The following is an 18,210-nucleotide window of genomic DNA, read 5'->3' on the forward strand; positions in this document are numbered from 1 at the left end:
AGCCATGCCCGCAGAACCGCCGTCCACCGCAGGGCGATCGGCGCACTGGACGCCGACCCGGTACGCGCACAACGGCGCCGTGGACCTCGCCTACGACCGCCTGGAGGGCTCGCACGGCGAACCGCTGCTCCTGGTCATGGGACTGGCCGTGTCCCGCTACTGGTGGCCGGCCGGGCTCTGCCAGGCCTTCGCCGACGCGGGCTTCGCGGTGGCCCGCTACGACCAGCGCGACGCCGGCGATTCGACCCGGATGCCCGCCACCCCCACCGGCAACCCCTTCAAGGCGCTCTTCGGCAGGCGCGGCGAGGCCTACACCTCCGAGGACATGACCGATGACGCGATCGCCGTCATGGATGCGCTCGGCTGGGAGCGGGCCCATGTCCTCGGCCACTCGCTCGGCGGGCTGATCGCCCAGCGCATCGCACTGCGCCACCCCGACCGGGTGCTGAGCGTCACCTCCTCCGCCGCCCTGCCGAGCGACGTCTCCGGTCTGCGGGTGCTCCGCCACCTCAGGTACGGCCTGCTCGCCAAGCTGGTCGGGACCAGGTTCCCCGAGGGCCGCGAGGGCGACATCGAGGCCTCGCTCGCCGTCTGGCGCGGGGTGGCCTCCCCCGGCTACCCGTTCGACGAGGAGGCCGCCCGCGCCTGGGTCGAAGCCGAAGCGGACACCGGGCCGCGCGACCAGCAGGCCCAGAGCCGGCAGATCGGCGCCCAGTGGCACGGCCCCCGGCTGCGCGAACTTCGCCGGCCCACCCTCGTGCTGCACGGCGAGCAGGACCCGATCCTGCGCCTCAGCGCGGCCCGGGCCACCGCCCGGACGGTACCCGGCGCCCGCCTGCTCACCCTCCCCGGTGTCGGCCACGACCTCCCCGCCGCCCTCTGGCCGACCGTCGCCCGCGAGGTCCGCAGGACGGCCGCGCTGGCGTCACCCGGAGGGACCGGGGTGAACTGACGGGGCCTGAGCGCACGGCGCGACCGCGGGCCCACGGCGCTCTCCCGCCCCGGGGACGCGAGAACCCCGCGTCCCCGCAGCGGACTGGTCGCACCGGACCCGCACCGGCTACGGTCATCGCGCAAGCCTGTACGGACCCTCGCCGGCCACTTCACGAGTGGGCGGCCAACCGCACCGGGAGCCGATAGCCGTGCCGACGAGTTCCGCCACCGAGTCCTACCGCGCAGCGCGTGACCTGCTGCTCCGGCTGTCCGGTCAACACTCCGCCGCGGTCCGGGAGTTCGAATGGCCGGCGCTCGGGGGCCGGTTCAACTGGGCCGTCGACTGGTTCGACGCCATCGCCCGCCGCAACCACCGCACGGCGCTGTGGATCGTCGAGGAGGACGGGCGCGAGGCCCGGTACAGCTTCGACGAACTGGCCCACCGCTCGGACCAGGTGGCGCACTGGCTGGCCGCCCGGGGCGTGCGGCAGGGCGACCGGGTGCTGCTGATGCTCGGCAACCAGGTCGAGCTCTGGGAGTCGGTGCTGGCCGTGATGAAGCTGGGCGCGGTGATCATGCCGGCCACCACCGCCCTGGGCGCCGCCGATCTGGCGGACCGGATCGGGCGCGGCGGCGTCCGCCACGTGGTCGCGAACGCCGCGGACACCGCCAAGTTCGCGGCGGTGCCCGGGGGTTGCTCGCTCACGGTGGTCGGTGGAACGGCCCCCGGCTGGGCGCCCTACGCCGAGGCCTACCGGATCGCCTCGCCCGCCCCGTTCGAGACGCGGACCTCGGTGGACGACCCGCTGCTGGTGTACTTCACCTCGGGCACCACCAGCAGGCCGAAGATGGTCGAGCACACCCAGGTGTCCTACCCGGTGGGGCACTTGACGACCATGTACTGGATCGGCCTGCGCCCCGGCGACGTCCATCTCAACATCAGCTCCCCCGGCTGGGCCAAGCACGCCTGGAGCAGCTTCTTCGCGCCGTGGATCGCCGAGGCGACGATCTTCGTCTACAACTACTCGCGGTTCGACGCCGCCGCGATGGTGCGGCAGCTGCACCGGGCCGAGGTCACCACCTTCTGCGCTCCCCCGACGGTGTGGCGGATGCTGATCCAGACCGACCTGTCCGCCGGGCCGGGCTCGCTGCGCGAACTGGCCGCGGCCGGGGAGCCGCTCAACCCCGAGGTGATCGCGCAGATCGAGCGGGCCTGGGGGCTGACCGTCCGGGACGGCTTCGGGCAGACCGAGACCACCCTGGTGGTGGGCAACACCCCCGGCTCCCCGGTCAAGCCGGGATCGATGGGACGTCCGCTGCCGGGAGTTCCGGTGGTGCTGGTGGATCCGGTCAGCGGCCGGCCTGCCGAGGAGGGCGAGCTCTGCCTCGACCTCGGCGGCGAGCGCCCGCGCAACCTGATGACCGGCTACCTCGGCGACCCCGAACTCGACTCCGCGGTGACGGCGGGCGGTTACTACCGCACGGGCGACGTGGCGGTACGGGACGCCGAGGGCTACATCACCTATGTCGGCCGCAGCGACGACGTGTTCAAGGCCTCCGACTACAAGGTCTCGCCGTTCGAGCTGGAGAGCGTGCTGATCGAGCACCCTGCGGTCTCCGAGGCAGCCGTGGTGCCCGCCCCCGACCCGGTCCGGCTCGCCGTGCCGAAGGCCTACATCGCCCTCGCACCGGGCTGGGAACCCGACCGGGAGACCGCACTCGCCATCCTGCGGCACGCCCGGGAGAACCTTCCGCCGTATCTGCGGGTGCGCCGGATCGAGTTCTTCGAGCTGCCCAAGACCATCTCCGGGAAGATCCGCCGGGTCGAGCTGCGCGGGCGCGAGCAGCAGGCCGCGGACGCGGGCACGGTCCTCGGCCGGGAGTGGCGCGACGACCAGTTCACGGAACTCTGCGGCACGACGGGCTGACCCGGCGCGCACCGGGCGGAAGGCTCCGGCGTCAGTCCCGGCGCCGCAGCCGCAGCGCGAGCGCCGGGCACTGGCTCACCGCCCGGCGGGCCCCGTGCTCCTGCCAGCCGGCGACCGGCATGCTGTTCAGCTCCGGGTAGCCGTGCGGGCCGAGCCGGATCAGCTCGGGAGCCAGGACCGCGCACAGACCGTGGCCTGCGCACCGGGACCAGTCCACCTCCAGCCGCATGCCCTCCTCACGCGGAAGCGGCAGCACCCCGCGCACCGGGCGTCCGCAGCCCGGTCCCGAGAAGTGCGCGGCCACGTCGTCGGCGAACACGTCCAGCGCCGACAGCACGAAGCGGGCGGTGCCGTCGGGGTGCGCGCAGGCCCCTCGGCCCTGGGCGGCCGCGAGGGCGTACCGTGCCGCCTCCGCCGCGGCCGGATCGGCGGCCCCGGCGGCCAGGGCGCCGAGTGCCTCGGCCGCGTCGGGCAGACCCCGCTTGCACGGCCCGCACTGCCCGGCCGACTCCGCCGCCAGCCAGGCCGCCACCCGGGCCACCTCACCGAGCGGGCAGGTGTCGGCGGGGAGCGGGACGATCGCGCCGGCGCCGAGCGTCCCGCCGAGCTCGGCGAGCCCGGCACGGGAGAGCGGAGCGTCCACGGCGTCCCGGGGGCGCAGCCAGGCGCCGTGGTAACCGCCCACCAGCACCCCCGTGCCCGGCGCGGCGCCGCAGCCCGCCAGCACCGTCCCCAGCCGGGACCCGACGGGCGCCTCGACCACCAGCTGTTCGGCCTCGGGCCGGTTGACGGTCAGCAGGAGCGTCCCCGGCTCACCGGCGGTGCCGGCGGCGGCGTAGGCGTCCGGGCCGAGCCGGGCGGCGAGGGCCAGCTGCGCCCAGGTCTCGGCGTTGGACAGCAGGGTCGGACGCCCGCGCACGCCGCCCGTCCCGCCGTCGGCCGCGCGGGCCTTCAGCGGCGGCGGCACGGCGGGCAGTCCGTTGACGCCGCGGATCAGCGCTCCGGCCTGGCCGGAGACGAACCGCTCGGGCAGGCACACGGTCCGGGCCGGGCAGGGCAGATCGCGCCGCTCGGCGAGGGCGGCGGGGATCGAGACCTCTCCCGGTCCGCCCGCGGCGACACCGATCACCAGCTCCTCGGCACCGAAGGCCGCCGCGGCCAGGCAGGCGCCGTCCAGCACCAGGTGCGGGAGGCGGGCCAGCAGCATCCGGTCCTTGGCGCTGGGTGGCTCGCCCTCGGTGCCGTTCACCACGACCACGAGCGGGGCGCCGGTGCGGTCGGCACCGGCCAGCGCGGCACGCGCCTTGCGGGCGAAGGGGAAGCCCGCACCGCCGCGTCCGCGCAGGTCGATGCCGTCGGCCAGGGCCATCAGGGCGTCGCGGGTGGCGTGCGGCAGCGGCCCGTGGACGCGGGTGTGCGCGGCGAGGTCGAGGCGCTGGAGCCGGTCGAGACCGGCGGTCAGCCGGGCGGTCCCCAGATGCCGGACCGCCGGTATCTCCAGGACGGCGCTCATCGGCTGCCTCCCGACCACTGCGGGCCCTGCTGCCCGGACCTCGGCCTGGGCACCACCCGGCCCGGCTGCGCGAGGTCGGCCCAGGGTACGGGCCTGGCGCCGCCGAAGCCCCGGGCCTGCCGGGCGTGTCCCACATGCGGCACCGACAGGTCGGCGAGCGCCGCCGGGGACGGGGTCGCGGGCTGGTAGGCCTTCGCACCGCGCCTCAGCCGGCCGAGGCTGCCCCGGCGTCCGAGGAAGCCGAGGCCGCGTACCAGCAGGGCGAGTGCCAGGCCGGCGGCGCACAGGCCGTAGCCCCACAGTACCCAGGCGTGTGCCGGCCGCCCCGCCGTCAGCCCGTGCACCAGGGCGGCGGGCCAGCAGGCGTAGGCCGTGGTGTGCAGCACCCGCCAGAGCCAGGGGCGGCGGCTGCCGGCGAACCGGCCGCGCACCGCGCCGGTGGCCGCGACGAGGACCAGCAGGTCGGCGGCGAGGGTGCCCAGGCTCACCGCGAGGGCGGCGCCGCCGGTGAAGGGGAGCACCGCGGCGGACACTCCGGCGTGCCGCTCCGCGACCTTGACCGCGATGTGCGTGCCCAGGAACCCGAGCGCCGCGACGGAGGTGGCCCGGTGCACCGACTGGACGGCGACCCGCAGCCGTGGCGTGAGCACCAGCCGGTCCGTGGCGGCCAGCCCGCACACCACGGCGGCGGTCAGCGCGAGCAGGGTGAAGACCCCGGCGAAGTAGTCCAGGAAGGCCATCGCCCGGGCCGCCGCCACGGTGAGTGCTCCGTCGAGCGGGCCGCCCACCGCCCCGAGGAGTTCCGCCCCGGCCACCGCCGCCCCGCCGACCAGCAGCGCGGCCACCGCACCCCGGACCAGGTGGCGCCGGTACCGGCGGGTGGGTGCACGGCGGCTATGTCGTGGGCGGGCTGACATGAGGGACCTCCGGACGTCTGGCCCCCTGAGCTCCCGGACCCCCGCCTCCGGGCAAGCGCCGTCGGTCACGGGACCGTCGGCGCTCAGCGATGAGCCCTCATTGTTAGCGGACCGTCAAGGCCCTCGCAACAATCCGGGGTGCGCCGTAACCAGGCTCACACCGCACCGCCGCGCGCGGCTCTCGCCCGGAAACCGGCGCCCTGCCGTCCACCTCACTCGTGCGAGTGATAGTCCGTGTCCCTCCAATCGGAGCAGGGCCGCCTGCCATAGCGTTTCGCCAACGAACCTTCATCTCTGAACCGCGTCAACGGAATTGGAGCACCGAGCCAGATGACCGACGAGATCGCCCGCACCGCGGTCCATCCCGCCATCAAGATCACCCGGATCGGAAACCCGCCGGCGAAGCACCTCGCCTCCCCCGAGACCCCCGAACCCGAGCCACGGAATCCCGGTTTCCACGAGGAATCCGCCGGCGCGACCAGGCGCGCGATGGCGCCTTTCAGGATCCAGTGCCACAGCGCGGCCAATCGGATCGTATCCAAACTTGCCATCGGCGGATCCGGCACCGACCGGAACGCACACCCGGCGAACGGAATGACGGCCCGGCGCCGGTTCCAGCCCGCCGCGGATGCTTGCGGACCGGTGCCCGCCAGGCCCTCCGAATGGAATGGCGCAAGGCTCTCCGAGTGGTATGGGGCAATGCCCTCCGGACCACGCGGCAATGGGATCACCGCCGGCCCCCGCAAGGATCCGGCGACGGCCGGCCGCATCGACGGTGTCGCGCCCTGTGGCGGCGGCGTCTGATGCGCCACCGTCCGATGCACCAGCGCGTGCTGCACCAGAGTCCGCTGCGACAGGGCCTGGCGACCGAGCGGCGCTCCGACGGCGACGGCCACTACGACGTGGTGGTCGCCGGCGGCGGGCCGGCCGGCTCGGCCGCCGCCCTGACCCTCGCCCGCGCGGGCCGCAGGATCCTGCTCGCGGACGCCGGGAGCGGGCCGCCCAAGGTCGGCGAGTCCCTGCCGTCGGCGGCCCGGGCGCTGCTGCACGACCTGGGCGCCGGTGAACGGCCGGTCGCCGCAGGTCACTTGACCCGCCACGCCAACCTCTCCTGCTGGGGATCGACAGCACTGGGCCGTACGGACCTCGCCGGTGACCCGCACGGTCCCGGCTGGCACCTGGACCGTGCGCGATTCGACCACTGCCTGCGCGAGGCCGCCCGAGCCGCCGGCGCCGAGTCGGCCGAGCACACCAGGGTGAGGGTGAAGCTCCGTCTGCCGGACGGGAGTTGGCTGGTCTCGCTACGCGGTCCGGCCGGAGAACGGACGGTGCGGTGCGACTGGCTGGTGGACGCCAGCGGCCGCCGACGGGCGATCGCCTCCGTCGGCCGGGCCACCGTCCGCCGCACGGACCACCTGATCGCCGCCTGCCTGGAACTCGCCCCCGACCCCACCGGCCGGGCGGCCGAGACCACCGCACTGGTCGAGTCCGCCGAGGACGGCTGGTGGTACACCTCGCTGCTGCCCGACCGCCGGCGCCTGGTGGCCTACTTCACCGACGCCGACCTCGCCCCGCCCGCGCTCCGTGACCGCGCGGACTTCGGCCGGCTGCTGCGGCGGACCCGGCACATCGCCGCCCGGGCCGGCGTGCATCCACTGCCCGCCGGCGCACTGCCCAGACGGGCCCCCGCCCACTCCTCCCACCTCGACCGGCCCACCGGTGACGGCTGGATCGCCGTCGGGGACGCCGCCGTCGCCTTCGACCCGATCTCCTCCCAGGGCATCCTCACCGCCCTCCGTACCGGTATGGCCGGGGCCCTGGCCCTGGCCGCCCACCTCGACGGCGACGCCGGTGCCCTGGAGGAGTACCGCGCCGGCGTGGCCGCGATCCTCACCGCCTACCGGCGCGACCACCACTCGGTCTACCGCCGGGAGAGCCGCTGGAGCGACCGGGTCTTCTGGCAGCGCCGGCACCGGCCCGCGCCACACCCCGAGCCGGTCACGGACGGGCTCTCCTGACGGACCGGAGGTTCCGCGGCCCGGTCGGACGACCGGGCCGCCGGCCGGATGCCGCGGCCGTGGGTGGCGGCATCACGGCCGGTCGGGTCCGCGCGGGTAGCCGTAGGCGCCGTGGAGGCGGACGAAGTAGGCCGGTGCGAGGATGCGTTCGCGCTCCAGCCCGTCGGCGGTCCGCCGGAAGGACACCACGTCGTCCCGCCCGCCCGGTCCGATCGGCTGGACCAGGCGGCCGCCCGGCCTCAGCTGTCCGACCAGCGGCGCGGGCACCTCGGGGTAGGCGGCCGACACCAGCACCGCGTCGAACGGCGCGCGCTCCGGTACCCCCAGGCTGCCGTCGCCGACCAGCAGCTCGACGTTGCGCACGCCCTGCCGGTCCAGGTTCCGGCGTGCCTGAGCCACCAGGTCGGGCCACAGGTCGATGCTCACCACGTCGGCCGCCAGGCAGGCGAGCAGCGCCGTCTGGAACCCGAACCCGGTACCGACCTCCAGCACGTGCTCGGTACCGGTGAGGGCCAGTCCTTCGATCATCCGTGCCGACAGCGACGGCTGGGTGGTCACCTGTCCGTGCGGGATCGGCACCGGTCGGTCCCGGCCGGCCGAGTGCCGCTGCGCGGGCGGGACGAACCCACTGCGCGGGATGGCGCCGAGTGCCGCGAGCAGCCGCTCGTCCCGTACGCCCGCGGCACGCGCGGCGCGCACCAGTTCGCCGCCGTCCGCCGCTTCCACCGCGCTCACCCTCCACGGCCGGGTCAGCCCTTGACGACACCCAGTGGGACCAGGCGGGCGACGACCCGGGCGAGTCCGGCGCCCTCGGTGACGGCGGCGACCTCGTCGACGTCCTTGTACGCCTGGGGTGCCTCCTCCGCCAGGCCCCGCCAGGACGACGGGCGCACCGCGATGCCGCGGGCCTCCAGTTCGCCGCGCAGCTGCTCCCCGCGGACCATGTGCAGCGCGTGGTGACGGCTCCAGACCCGGCCCGCGCCGTGGCAGGCGGAGTTGAAGGCGTCGTTGCCCGGCAGACCGACCATCACGTACGAGGCGGTTCCCATGGTGCCGGGGACCAGCACCGGCTGGCCGGCCCCGGCGAGGTCCGCCGGCAGGCCGGGGTCGCCGGGCGGCAGGGCCCGGGTGGCGCCCTTGCGGTGGACGCACAGGCGCCGGTGTGCGCCGTCGATCCGGTGCGTCTCCAGCTTGGCCATGTTGTGGGAGATGTCGTAGACCAGGTCGAGTCCGACCCCCGCCGCCGTGGCGAAGGCGCGGCGGGCCGCCTCGGAGAGCAACTGCCGGTTGGCGCGGCCGTAGTTGGCGGCGGCCGCCATCGCACCGAGGTAGTCGCGGCCGGGCGGGGAGTCGACGGGGGTGCAGGCCAGCTGCCGGTCGGGGACGGAGATCCGGTAGCGGTGCAGCGCCCGGTCCATGGCGTGGACGTGGTCGGTGCACACCTGGTGGCCGAGGCCGCGCGAGCCGCAGTGGATCATGACGCACACCTGGCCGGCCCGCAGCCCGAACGCGGCCGCGGTGTCCGGATCGTAGACCCGGTCGACCGCCTGGACCTCCAGGAAGTGGTTGCCCGAGCCCAGACTGCCGACCTGCTGGAGCCCCCGCTCGACCGCCCTCCGGCTCACCTGGCCGGGGGCGGCCCCGTCCAGGACCCCGTAGTCCTCGCAGCGGTCCAGGTCGCGCGGCACGCCGTGGCCGTGCTCGACCGCGTACCGGGCGCCGCCGACCAGCAGTTCGTCCATCTCCTCGGGGCCCGAGAGCTTCCACAGGCCGCCGCGCCCCATGCCGCGCGGGATAGCGGTGTCGAGGATGTCCATCAGCCGCCGCAGCCGGTCGCGGCCCAGGTCCGCCCGTACCACCCCGGCGGCCAGCAGCCGCACCCCGCAGGAGATGTCGAAACCGACACCGCCCGGTGAGATGACCCCGCCCGCGTCGACGTCGGTGGCGGCGACCCCTCCGATCGGGAAGCCGTAGCCCCAGTGCACGTCGGGCATGGCGAAGGAGGCGCGGACGATACCGGGCAGCGTCGCCACGTTCGCCACCTGCTCCAGTGCCCGGTCCCCCGCCGCCTGCGGCACCAGCGCCTTCGAGGCGAACACCACCCCGGGAACGCGCATCTGCTCCCGCTGCTCGATCCGGAGGCGGTACGGACTCTCCTCCACCAGTACGACCTCCACGTCCCTCACCTCCAGTCGACCGTCAGCCGTCCGCCGCGCTCGCCCACCGCGGTGCCGAACTCGGCGCAGGCGCCGGTGAAACGCTCGCGGATCCACTCCAGTTCACCGCCGCGGGCCACCCGGGTGTAGCAGTAGTCAAGGAACAGCGGCAGCGCCTCCAGCGCCACCGGTGCCAGGTGGGCGGGGTCCGGGCCGTCCAGGGTCACCAGGAAGAGCAGTCCGTGGTCGTTGCGGAGCACGGGGTCGACGGCGTAGTCGTCGACGAAGTCGCCCATGTCGTACAGGATCCGGTCGGTCACCCCGTGGAAGACGTGGGACGAGTGCCCGGCGACCAGCGTCGCTCCCGCCGCGAGCAGCTCCTCCGCCGCGGGCGGCACATGGCGGGGCGGCCGGGTGGTCATGTTGGGCCCCCAGTGCGGGGTGACCAGCACGGCGTCGGCCTCGGCGGCGGCCCGGGCGACCAGCTCGGTAAGCCAGCCGGGGACGCCCCGGTAGAGGTCCGCGAAGGCCACCCCCGGGCGGTCGTCGCGGGCGGCGAACTCCTGTGGGTCGTCCGTGACACCGACCACGGCGAGCCGCACCCCGCAGGCTTCCAGCACCGCGAACTCGCGGGCCGCCGTCAGGTCCGCGCCGGCGCCCACCGCGCGGAGGCCCGCCTTCTCCAGCAGCTCGCGGGTGTCCGCCAGGGCGTCGAAGCCGTAGTCCAGGGCGTGGTTGTTGGCGAGCGTCACGCAGTCCACGCCGAGCTCCGCGAGGACGGTGGCGGCGGCGGGCGGGGCGCGGAAGAAGAACGCCTTGCCCGGGTCGGGCCAGCGGTGCCCGCGGCCGGAGACGCAGCACTCCAGGTTGAGCACGACCAGGTCGGCCCGCGCCAGGGCCACCCGGACCGCCTGGGAGAACAGCGTCCCGGGCCCGGGCGAACGCCGCAGCTCCTCGGCCACGCCGCGGCCGAGCATCGTGTCACCGGCCAGAGCCACCGTGAGCGCCATCGCCTCGGTCCGCCTTCCGTTCCCCGCTCAGACGTCGACGGTCACCCGGCAGCGCCAGCCGCCGGGGCCGCCCCGCAGCTGGAGGCCGTGCAGCGAGACCGCCTTGGGCACGGCGCCGACCAGCCGGGCCGCGCCGATGTCCGCCATCCGGAAGCTCACCGACAGCGAACGGCCGTCCCCGGCCGGCCGGATCCCGCCCACCTCCGCGGCGAGCGGCACCTCGCCGTCGGCGTCCATCCGGTAGATGACCTCCTCCAGGACGGAGACCAGCAGGTCCTCCTCGGTCCTCGCCGTGACCGCGTACTCGCGGTCGCCCACGGCCTCGGCGCCCGAGGTGTCGGCGAAGCCCTCCACCAGGGCCCGCACCGCCTCGCCGATACAGCCCTCGGCGCTCGGCGACCACGCCTCGACGCACAGGTCCGCCGTGTGCGGCACGGTCCGGTGGCCGCTCCCGGGGTGCTGCCGCTCAGCGGCTTCCCGACTCTCCACCATCGGCGCCTCTCCGTCCGTTCCCCGGCCCCCGGTGCGCGCCCCACCCGTTCTTCCAGCCTGGTCCCGCCCGGCGGGGCGGGCAAGCCCGGGCCTCGGCGCACCCTGTGTCCCCGTACCGCCTCGGTCCGGCGGGCCCCTCGCCCACCCCCGGTAGCAGGGTGCCGCGCCCGGACCCGGCAGCCCCGCGTCCGACCCTGGCAGCAGGCTGCCGCGCCCGTTCACCGTCGTGGTCCGGAAATCCGTTGCGGCGGCCGGCGCGGTCCGGTAGACCGATCGGGCCGGGAGCGAGGGAATGGTGGCGGTGACGCCGCGGGATGGGGGCGATCGTGCTGATCAGGGCCGCGCGAACGGACGAGGCCGGGTTCCTGGGCGAGCTGGCGCTTCGGTCCAAGGCCTACTGGGGCTACGACGAGGCGTTCCTGGCCGCCTGCCGGGACGAACTGACCGTCCCCGCCTCAAGGTTGGAGTCGACCGCGGTGGCCGAGCGGGACGGCCGCATCCTGGGCTTCGTCACCCTGGAGGGAAGCCCGCCGGCGGGGGACTTGGGCATGCTCTTCGTCGAGCCGCACGCCATCGGGCAGGGCGTCGGCCGGCGTCTGTTCGAACATGCCGCCGCGACCGCGAGAGGCCTCGGCTTCACCCGCCTCACCGTCGAGGCGGACCCCCATGCCGAGCCCTTCTACCTGGCCATGGGCGCCACCCGGATCGGGACGGCCCCATCGGGTTCCGTCCCCGGGCGAAGCCTGCCCCTGCTCGCGGTCGACCTCATGGAGCACCCGGCCGGCGACCGGGACGCCCTCCGCTGACCGTTCCGTCCACCGCGTCCCACCGTGATCGGCGACAAGGCCGGTCGCCGTCGTCCCCGAAACCGGCAACCGACGTCCCCAGCAGCCGATCTGACGCAGTGTCACCCGGCGGGCTTCGCCTCGTCCGCCTCCGGCTCTGCCGCCTGCCCGGCCGGGAAGAGGATCGCGCTCATCAGATGGGGGCTGCGGCCGGGCTCCGGCCGGTTGCCCGACCGGGCCGCGAGGACGGCGCGCACCTCGCCGATCAGCTCGGCCAGCTCGCCGGGGCTGAGCCAGAGGACGCCCTGCCGGTAGCCGACCGAGTCCGCGGTCGGGTCGGCTCCGTCCCGGTCGAGGTAGGCGTTGAACTCGGCGAGCAGGGCGGCCATGGCGGCGGTGAACCCGCGACGATGGTCCTCCAGGGACATCGCCTCGGCCGCGTCGGCGCCCACGGCCGCCCGGTCCCGGCGCAGCCGGTAGTGGCGCTCGACGACGCCGCGCACGGGTTGCTCTTCGGCGACCTCCAGCACTCCCGCCTCGGCCAGCAGGCCGACGTGCCGGTACACGGTGGTCTTGGGCACGTCGGGAAGGCCCGCGCACAGCTCGGACGTGGTGCGGGTGCGAAAACCGGACATGGCGTGCACGATGCGCAGCCGCACCGGGTGGAGGAGAAGGTCAAGCTGGTCCATCCCTTGATGTTCCCAGATCTGGTAACGTTCCCAAAGTTGGGAAAATACGAGGGAGGGGAGCCCTGGCATGCCCGCGAACACACCGGACGCACCGAACACGCCGAACACGCCGGCCGCGTCGACCGAGTCGGCCCCGTCGGCCCCGTCGGCCCGGCTGAGCGAGGGGGCGGTGAAGCCGCTGCGCACACTGGACCCGGCCGGACCGCTGGACGACCTGGAATGGCTGGACGAGGCGATCGGCGACGCCAGGGTGGTGGCGATCGGCGAAAGCGCGCACTACAACGGCGAGTTCTACCGGCTGCGCCACCGCCTGCTGCGCTACCTGGCCGAGCGGCACGGGTTCAGCGCCTATGCGATGGAGACCGGGTTCGCCGAGGGATGGCTGACCGACGACTGGGTCCGAGGCGGGGAGGGCGGGCCGGGCCACGCCCAGGCGAACGGGATCACCTCGCTGATGGGGCTGTGGACGCCGATGCGCGCCCAGCTGGAGTGGATCCGGGAGCACAACCGCACCGCCGCACACCCCGTGGGCTTCTACGGGCTCGACCTGCCCGGCTCGATGGTGTCCCTGCTGCCCGGTCTTGACCTGGTGACCGCCTACCTCGCGCAGGCCGATCCCGAGTTCCTTCCCGACCCGGCCCTCCGGGAGACGGCCTCGTCCATCGCCGCCCCCTCGTCCTTCTCCGCGCCCGCGGCCGTCGCCGCCTACGGCGAGCTCACGCCGGAGTCCCGGGACGCGCTGACGGCCGGCCTGGCCGACCTCCTCGCGCGTATGACGGGCCGGCGCCTGGAGTACCTGCGGCAGGCCACCGCCGAGGCCTACGAGCGCGCACTGCAGGTGCTGCGCGTCACGGTCACCCTCGACTCGGGGTACCGGGAGATGGCCCGCGGCGACAGGCGCGGACTGATGCTCAACCGCGATACCGCGATGGCGGACACGGTCGAGTGGATCCTCCGCCGGGAGGGCCGGATCGTGCTGGCGGCCCACAACGGCCATGTGCAGCGCCGGCCCATCGCCATGCCCGGCATGGCCTCGGTGACACCGATGGGCATGCACCTGGCCGACCGGCTGGGCGACGACTACCTGGTCATCGGCACGACGTCGGGGACCGGTCAGATGCTCAACAACGGCGACGACTTCTACACCGGCACGCTCTTCACACCGCTGGACCCGCCTCAGCCCGGCAGCCTGGACGCGCTCATGGCCGCCAGCTGTGACCGGCCCTTCGCCACCGACCTCCGGCGGCTCTCCCCCGCCGACACCGCCACCGTCCAGGCGGCCTCCCGGCAGCGCGCCGGCATCGGCGACTTCTACTTCGACCAGAACCCGCTGGACGCCTTCGACCTCGTCGTCCACCTCCCGCATGTCACCGCGGCCGAGCCCGACGACGACGCCCTCGCCCACTCGCCCCACGACGTCCAGGAGGCGTTCTCCCGGTGGCGGAAGTAACACCCCGGCGCCACCGTCGGCCCGACATCGCGGGTGCCGTCTCCAGCGGCAGTGGAGACGGCACCGGCACGAAAACGGACGAACCCGCCCGGATCGCATGCCGCAGACGACTAGTCAACCCGATGTGAGGCCACGTCAAACTTCCACATGGTCAATGTTCAGACAAGTTTTGCCTTAAGAAGGGTGAACGCGCGTAGACTGCACCGCCAGCATGTCCCTCATGAAACTCAGGGGAATCCGGCCGAGCCGGACGAGCGCGCACCGACTGTTCCGGATGGCGGCGCTCTCGGGTGCGGGGGTACTGGCAGCCGCAGGGCTGGTGGGGGGCAGCGGGGCGGACACGGCCGCCGCGAGCTCCCATGCCTTCCACCCACCGAAGATCAAGCACGTCTGGCTGATCGTCCTGGAGAACAAGTCGTACGAGGCTTCGTTCACCGGGCTCAACCAGAACAGCTACCTGTGGAAGACACTGCCGCAGCACGGTGAACTGCTGCGCCAGTACTACGGAACCGGGCACTACAGCCTGGACAACTACATCAGCCTGGCCAGCGGGCAGGCTCCGGCACCGGACACCCAGGCGGACTGCCCGCAGTACAAGGACGTCTCCCCGGGCACGCCCGCGGCCGACGGCCAGGTGCACGCGAACTCCGGCTGCGTGTACCCGAGTTCGGTTCAGACCCTGTTCAACCAGCTGGACCAGAAGCGGCTCGGTTGGAAGGCCTACATGCAGGACATGGGCAACACGCCGGGCCGTGAGGACCCCTACGGCTGCGGAATCCCGGGGAACCCCGCGGGCGGCGGTGTCCCGGACCCGGGCGGCGCCACCGAGCAGGACCAGTACGTGGCGAAGCACAACCCGACCGCCTGGTTCCACGCGACGATGGACCACCCCAAGGACTGCGCCAGGGTCGTCCCGCTGGACGGCCGCCCCGCCGAGGCCGGACACCCGGCCCTCAGCGGCCTCGCCCAGGACCTGAAGAGCGAGAAGACCACTCCCGCCTTCTCCTGGATCACGCCCGACAACTGCTCCGACGCGCACGACTCCACCTGCAAGGGCGACAACGGCTCCGGCGACCCGAACAACCACCAGGGCGGCCTGTACGCCTCCGACCTGTTCCTGCAGAAGTGGATCCCCCAGATCATGGCCTCCCCCGCCTTCCAGGACGGCGGCCTGATCGACATCACCTTCGACGAGGCGTTCCCCCCGTACAAGGCGTACGGCAACTCCACCGGCGACTACACCGGCAACACCGACCCCAAGCTCAACACCCCGACCGACACCGCGCAGTCCGTGGTGGCCTGCTGCAACGAGCTCCCGGGGCCCAACACCACCCAGCCCGGTGACCAGGCCTTCGGCCAGGACACCACTCCCGGTGGCGGTATCACCGGCTCGGTCCTGCTGTCCCGCTACATCAAGCCGGGAACCATCAGCGACCAGCCCTACAACCACTACTCCTGGCTGCGCAGCATGGAGGACCTGTTCCACATCACCCGTGGCGGCGCCGACGGCCACGGCCACCTGGGCTACGCCGGCACCCCCGGCCTGCGCCCCTTCGGCCCCGACGTCTACAACAACCCCAGCGGCCGCGCGCTGCAGCCCGCCGCGATGGGCAGCAACGGCGTCTACTCGGCCACCTCGGGCCAGCCGCAGGACCAACCCGCCGAGCTCGCACCGGACTTCACCGGGGCGAGCGCCGCGCAGGACAGCCTGAAGCCGGGAGCCGGCAGGTGAGCAACCGCTCCACCGGCCGTGGCCGCGCCCTCCGTGGGCGCGGCCACGGCCGCCGCCGTACCGCGGGCCTCCTCCTGCTGCTGGGCCTGCTCGCCGGTGCGACCGGCTGCTCGGGCTCGGAGACCTCCGACGACGTGAGCCGTCTGGGCCGGGTGCCGATCCCCAGCGCGCCGGCGTCGCCGATCGTGCCCACCGCGTCCGCCGGTCATGCCCAACTGGTCGCGATGGGCGATGCCGTGGCACTCGACCTGGGTACGAGCCAGGGCCGGATCACCGCCACCGGCCCCGAGCTGGACCTGCCGGCCCCCTCGGCCGGGGCCGCCCCGCCCGACCGCTCCAAGGGCACCGTCAAGGTGCGGCTGCACACCACCGCGGGCAGCGTCGACCTCACCGCGGACGCCCTGGTACTGAGCGACGAGCTCGGCCATGCCGTGCCGTTCACCGCGGACCGGCCCTCGGCGACCGCGACCCCGGCGCAGGACGCGGTCCTCACACTCACCGCGGTGTTCGAGGCCGGGCACTCGACACTGAGCTGGCGGGTCTCCGGCAAGCCCCTGGCGACCTGGGACTTCGAGGTCGAGCTCGACTAGGCCCGGCACAGCGCCGGCCAGGCCGCGGCCGGGTGCCCGGACGCCGCGCACCCGGCCGGCGCCCGTCCCGCCCGCGCGTCGGGCGCGTCGGGCGCGCCGCCGGGCGACCGGGCGGAGTGCGGCGGCCCGGCGCGTTGGGCCATGCCGGTGAGTGTTCCCGCACCGGTCATCCAGGCGGGTCCGCGGGCCGCCCGGGCATGGTTCAGTGGCGACCGTACGACTGCGGCACGGGCGTCGGGTGGTGGGACAGGTGGCGGGTGAGGGCGGCTTCCCTTCGCGCGGGGTGTGGCGGCGGCCGGCCCTGCGCTGGGTCGACGTGCTGGTGGCAGCGGCGCTGATCTCACTGCTGTACGGCCTGTTGCGGCTCGCGCCCGGCCTGAACGCACCGTTCCTGCCGGACCAGGCACCGCCGACGGTGTCCACGGATCCGGCGAACCTGCCGTACTACGCGGTGCGTTCGCTGCTGCGGATGTTCGCCGCGCTGGTCGCCTCGGTGCTGTTCACCTTCGCCTACGCCACCGCCGCCGCCCGGCTGCGGCGGGCGGAGAAGGTGCTGCTCCCGGTGCTGGACATCCTGCAGTCGGTGCCGGTGCTGGGCTTCCTCTCGGTCACCGTGACGGCGTTCATCAACCTGTTCCCGGGCTCCACCTTGGGCCTGGAGTGCGCCTCGATCTTCGCCATCTTCACCGCGATGGCCTGGAACATGACCTTCGCCTTCTACGCCTCCCTGACGAGCCAGCCGCGCGAGCTCGACGAGGCGTCCCGGGTGATGCGGCTGACCAAGTGGCAGCGGTTCTGGCGGCTCGACGTGCCGAGCGGAATGATCCCACTGGTCTGGAACGGGATGATGAGCTTCGGCGGTGCCTGGTTCTTCCTGGCCGCCTCCGAGTCGATCAGCGTGCTCAACCACCACTACGCACTGCCCGGGATGGGCTCCTACGCCGCCGCGGCGATCGCCGACGGCGACCTGGGCCAGGTCGGCATCGCCATCGCCGTGATGGTGGTGATGGTGATCGGCGCGAACGTCCTGTTCTGGCGGCCGATGACCGCCTGGGCCGAGCGGTTCCGGGTGGAGGAGTCGGAGGCGGCCGAGCGCCCGCGCAGCGTGGTGCTCGACGTGCTGCGCCGCTCCAGCGTGCCGGAGCTGATCGGCCGCCCGCTGCGGCCGCTCGGACTCCGACTCGACCGGGGGATGCGGGCGTTCGGGCTGGCCGAGCACCCGCTGGCCCGCCCGGCGGCCCGCGAGCGCACCGGCGACGTGTTCTTCGCCGGCGCGGTGGCCGTGCTGGTGATCCTCGGGGCCTGGCAGGCCCTGGACTACGTCCAGCGCACGGTCGGACTGGGCGAGTTCGGGCACGCCCTCGCCCTGGGCGCGGCGACCTTCGGCCGGGTGGTGGTGCTGCTGGTGGCGGCCACCGCGGTGTGGGTGCCGATCGGGGTGTGGATCGGTATGAACCCGAAGGTCACCCGGTTCGCCCAGCCGGTGGTGCAGGTCCTGGCGAGCTTCCCGGCGAACTTCCTCTTCCCGTTCGCCACCGCGGCGTTCGTGGCGCTCGGCATCTCGCTGGACTTCGGTTCGGTCCTGCTGATGGCACTGGGCGCGCAGTGGTACATCCTGTTCAACGTCATCGCCGGCGCCTCGGCGATCCCCTCCGACCTGCGCGAGGCGATGACCGGCTTCCAGGTGCGCGGGCGGCTGCGCTGGCGCTCGTTCATCCTGCCGGCCGTCTTCCCCTACTACGTCACCGGAGGGATCACCGCCGCCGGCGGCGCCTGGAACGCCTCGATCGTCGCCGAGGTCGTGGAGTACGGCTCGCACCACCTGACCGCGACCGGCCTCGGCGCCTACGTCGCCGACGCCACCGGCATCGGCGACTTCCCCCGGATCCTGGTCGGCGTGACCGTGATGAGCCTCTACGTGGTCGCCCTCAACCGCCTGCTCTGGCGCCGCCTCTACCGCATGGCCGAGACCCGCTACGCACTCTGAGACCCGCTCG

Annotated in this window: 16 protein-coding genes; 9 read left to right on the forward strand and 7 right to left on the reverse strand. The window is 74.0% G+C overall.

What is annotated here, in order from left to right; translation table 11 throughout:
• Nucleotides 1-4: 4 nt before the first annotated feature.
• Nucleotides 5-952, forward strand: coding sequence for an alpha/beta fold hydrolase (locus tag ACSMTC_RS02555; protein WP_436557976.1), 948 nt, complete (start codon nt 5-7; stop codon nt 950-952).
• A gap of 190 nt (nt 953-1,142) precedes the next feature.
• The gene (locus ACSMTC_RS02560) at nt 1,143-2,861 is read left to right on the forward strand and encodes an AMP-binding protein (RefSeq protein WP_436557977.1); all 1,719 of its coding nucleotides are present in this window, start codon (nt 1,143-1,145) and stop codon (nt 2,859-2,861) included.
• A gap of 31 nt (nt 2,862-2,892) precedes the next feature.
• On the opposite strand, the gene ACSMTC_RS02565 is transcribed toward ACSMTC_RS02560, so the two are convergent.
• Nucleotides 2,893-4,374, reverse strand: coding sequence for an NADH-ubiquinone oxidoreductase-F iron-sulfur binding region domain-containing protein (locus tag ACSMTC_RS02565; RefSeq protein WP_436557978.1), 1,482 nt, complete (start codon nt 4,372-4,374; stop codon nt 2,893-2,895).
• Nucleotides 4,371-5,291, reverse strand: coding sequence for a hypothetical protein (locus tag ACSMTC_RS02570; RefSeq protein ID WP_436557979.1), 921 nt, complete (start codon nt 5,289-5,291; stop codon nt 4,371-4,373). The genes ACSMTC_RS02565 and ACSMTC_RS02570 overlap by 4 nt, the downstream gene beginning before the upstream one ends.
• A 330-nt stretch (nt 5,292-5,621) precedes the next feature.
• Here ACSMTC_RS02570 and ACSMTC_RS02575 point away from each other — a divergent pair, with 330 nt between their 5' ends.
• Nucleotides 5,622-6,095 (forward strand): LodA/GoxA family CTQ-dependent oxidase, encoded by a 474-nt coding sequence (locus ACSMTC_RS02575; protein ID WP_436557980.1) that lies wholly within the window; start codon nt 5,622-5,624, stop codon nt 6,093-6,095.
• Between the two features lie 26 nt (nt 6,096-6,121).
• Nucleotides 6,122-7,309 carry an NAD(P)/FAD-dependent oxidoreductase gene (locus ACSMTC_RS02580; protein WP_436557981.1) on the forward strand — a complete coding sequence of 396 codons (1,188 nt, stop codon included), beginning with the start codon at nt 6,122-6,124 and terminating at the stop codon, nt 7,307-7,309.
• 72 nt (nt 7,310-7,381) lie between these two features.
• On the opposite strand, the gene ACSMTC_RS02585 is transcribed toward ACSMTC_RS02580, so the two are convergent.
• Genes ACSMTC_RS02585 through ACSMTC_RS02600 form a run of 4 tightly spaced genes read right to left on the reverse strand, consistent with a single transcriptional unit; the run spans nt 7,382 to nt 10,967 of the window.
• Entirely contained in the window at nt 7,382-8,035 is a 654-nt protein-coding gene (locus ACSMTC_RS02585; protein ID WP_436557982.1) for a protein-L-isoaspartate O-methyltransferase family protein, read from the reverse strand.
• Between the two features lie 23 nt (nt 8,036-8,058).
• Entirely contained in the window at nt 8,059-9,486 is a 1,428-nt protein-coding gene (locus tag ACSMTC_RS02590) for an RtcB family protein (RefSeq protein WP_436557983.1), read from the reverse strand.
• 5 nt (nt 9,487-9,491) lie between these two features.
• Nucleotides 9,492-10,475, reverse strand: a complete 984-nt coding sequence (locus ACSMTC_RS02595) for a CapA family protein (protein ID WP_436557984.1) — start codon at nt 10,473-10,475, stop codon at nt 9,492-9,494.
• A 27-nt stretch (nt 10,476-10,502) separates the two neighbouring features.
• On the reverse strand, nt 10,503-10,967 hold the full coding sequence (locus ACSMTC_RS02600) for an archease (protein ID WP_436557985.1): 465 nt from the start codon (nt 10,965-10,967) through the stop codon (nt 10,503-10,505).
• A 314-nt stretch (nt 10,968-11,281) separates the two neighbouring features.
• Between ACSMTC_RS02600 and ACSMTC_RS02605 the strand changes: the two genes are divergently transcribed.
• Nucleotides 11,282-11,773, forward strand: a complete 492-nt coding sequence (locus tag ACSMTC_RS02605; RefSeq protein WP_436557986.1) for a GNAT family N-acetyltransferase — start codon at nt 11,282-11,284, stop codon at nt 11,771-11,773.
• A gap of 101 nt (nt 11,774-11,874) precedes the next feature.
• Here ACSMTC_RS02605 and ACSMTC_RS02610 read toward each other — a convergent pair whose 3' ends face one another.
• Nucleotides 11,875-12,441, reverse strand: a complete 567-nt coding sequence (locus tag ACSMTC_RS02610; protein WP_436557987.1) for a helix-turn-helix domain-containing protein — start codon at nt 12,439-12,441, stop codon at nt 11,875-11,877.
• Nucleotides 12,442-12,508: 67 nt separating this feature from the next.
• Between ACSMTC_RS02610 and ACSMTC_RS02615 the strand changes: the two genes are divergently transcribed.
• From ACSMTC_RS02615 to ACSMTC_RS02630, 4 genes are all read left to right on the forward strand, one after another.
• On the forward strand, nt 12,509-13,891 hold the full coding sequence (locus ACSMTC_RS02615) for an erythromycin esterase family protein (protein WP_436557988.1): 1,383 nt from the start codon (nt 12,509-12,511) through the stop codon (nt 13,889-13,891).
• Between the two features lie 220 nt (nt 13,892-14,111).
• Complete coding sequence (locus ACSMTC_RS02620) at nt 14,112-15,623, forward strand: alkaline phosphatase family protein (protein WP_436557989.1); 1,512 nt, start codon at nt 14,112-14,114, stop codon at nt 15,621-15,623.
• Entirely contained in the window at nt 15,620-16,213 is a 594-nt protein-coding gene (locus ACSMTC_RS02625; protein WP_436557990.1) for a hypothetical protein, read from the forward strand. Before ACSMTC_RS02620 ends, ACSMTC_RS02625 begins: the two co-directional genes overlap by 4 nt.
• Before the next feature lie 205 nt (nt 16,214-16,418).
• On the forward strand, nt 16,419-18,200 hold the full coding sequence (locus tag ACSMTC_RS02630; RefSeq protein WP_436557991.1) for an ABC transporter permease: 1,782 nt from the start codon (nt 16,419-16,421) through the stop codon (nt 18,198-18,200).
• Nucleotides 18,201-18,210: the final 10 nt, after the last annotated feature.

The sequence above is a fragment of the Kitasatospora sp. HPM-01-4 genome, from assembly GCF_051374625.1.
GTDB lineage: Bacteria > Actinomycetota > Actinomycetes > Streptomycetales > Streptomycetaceae > Kitasatospora.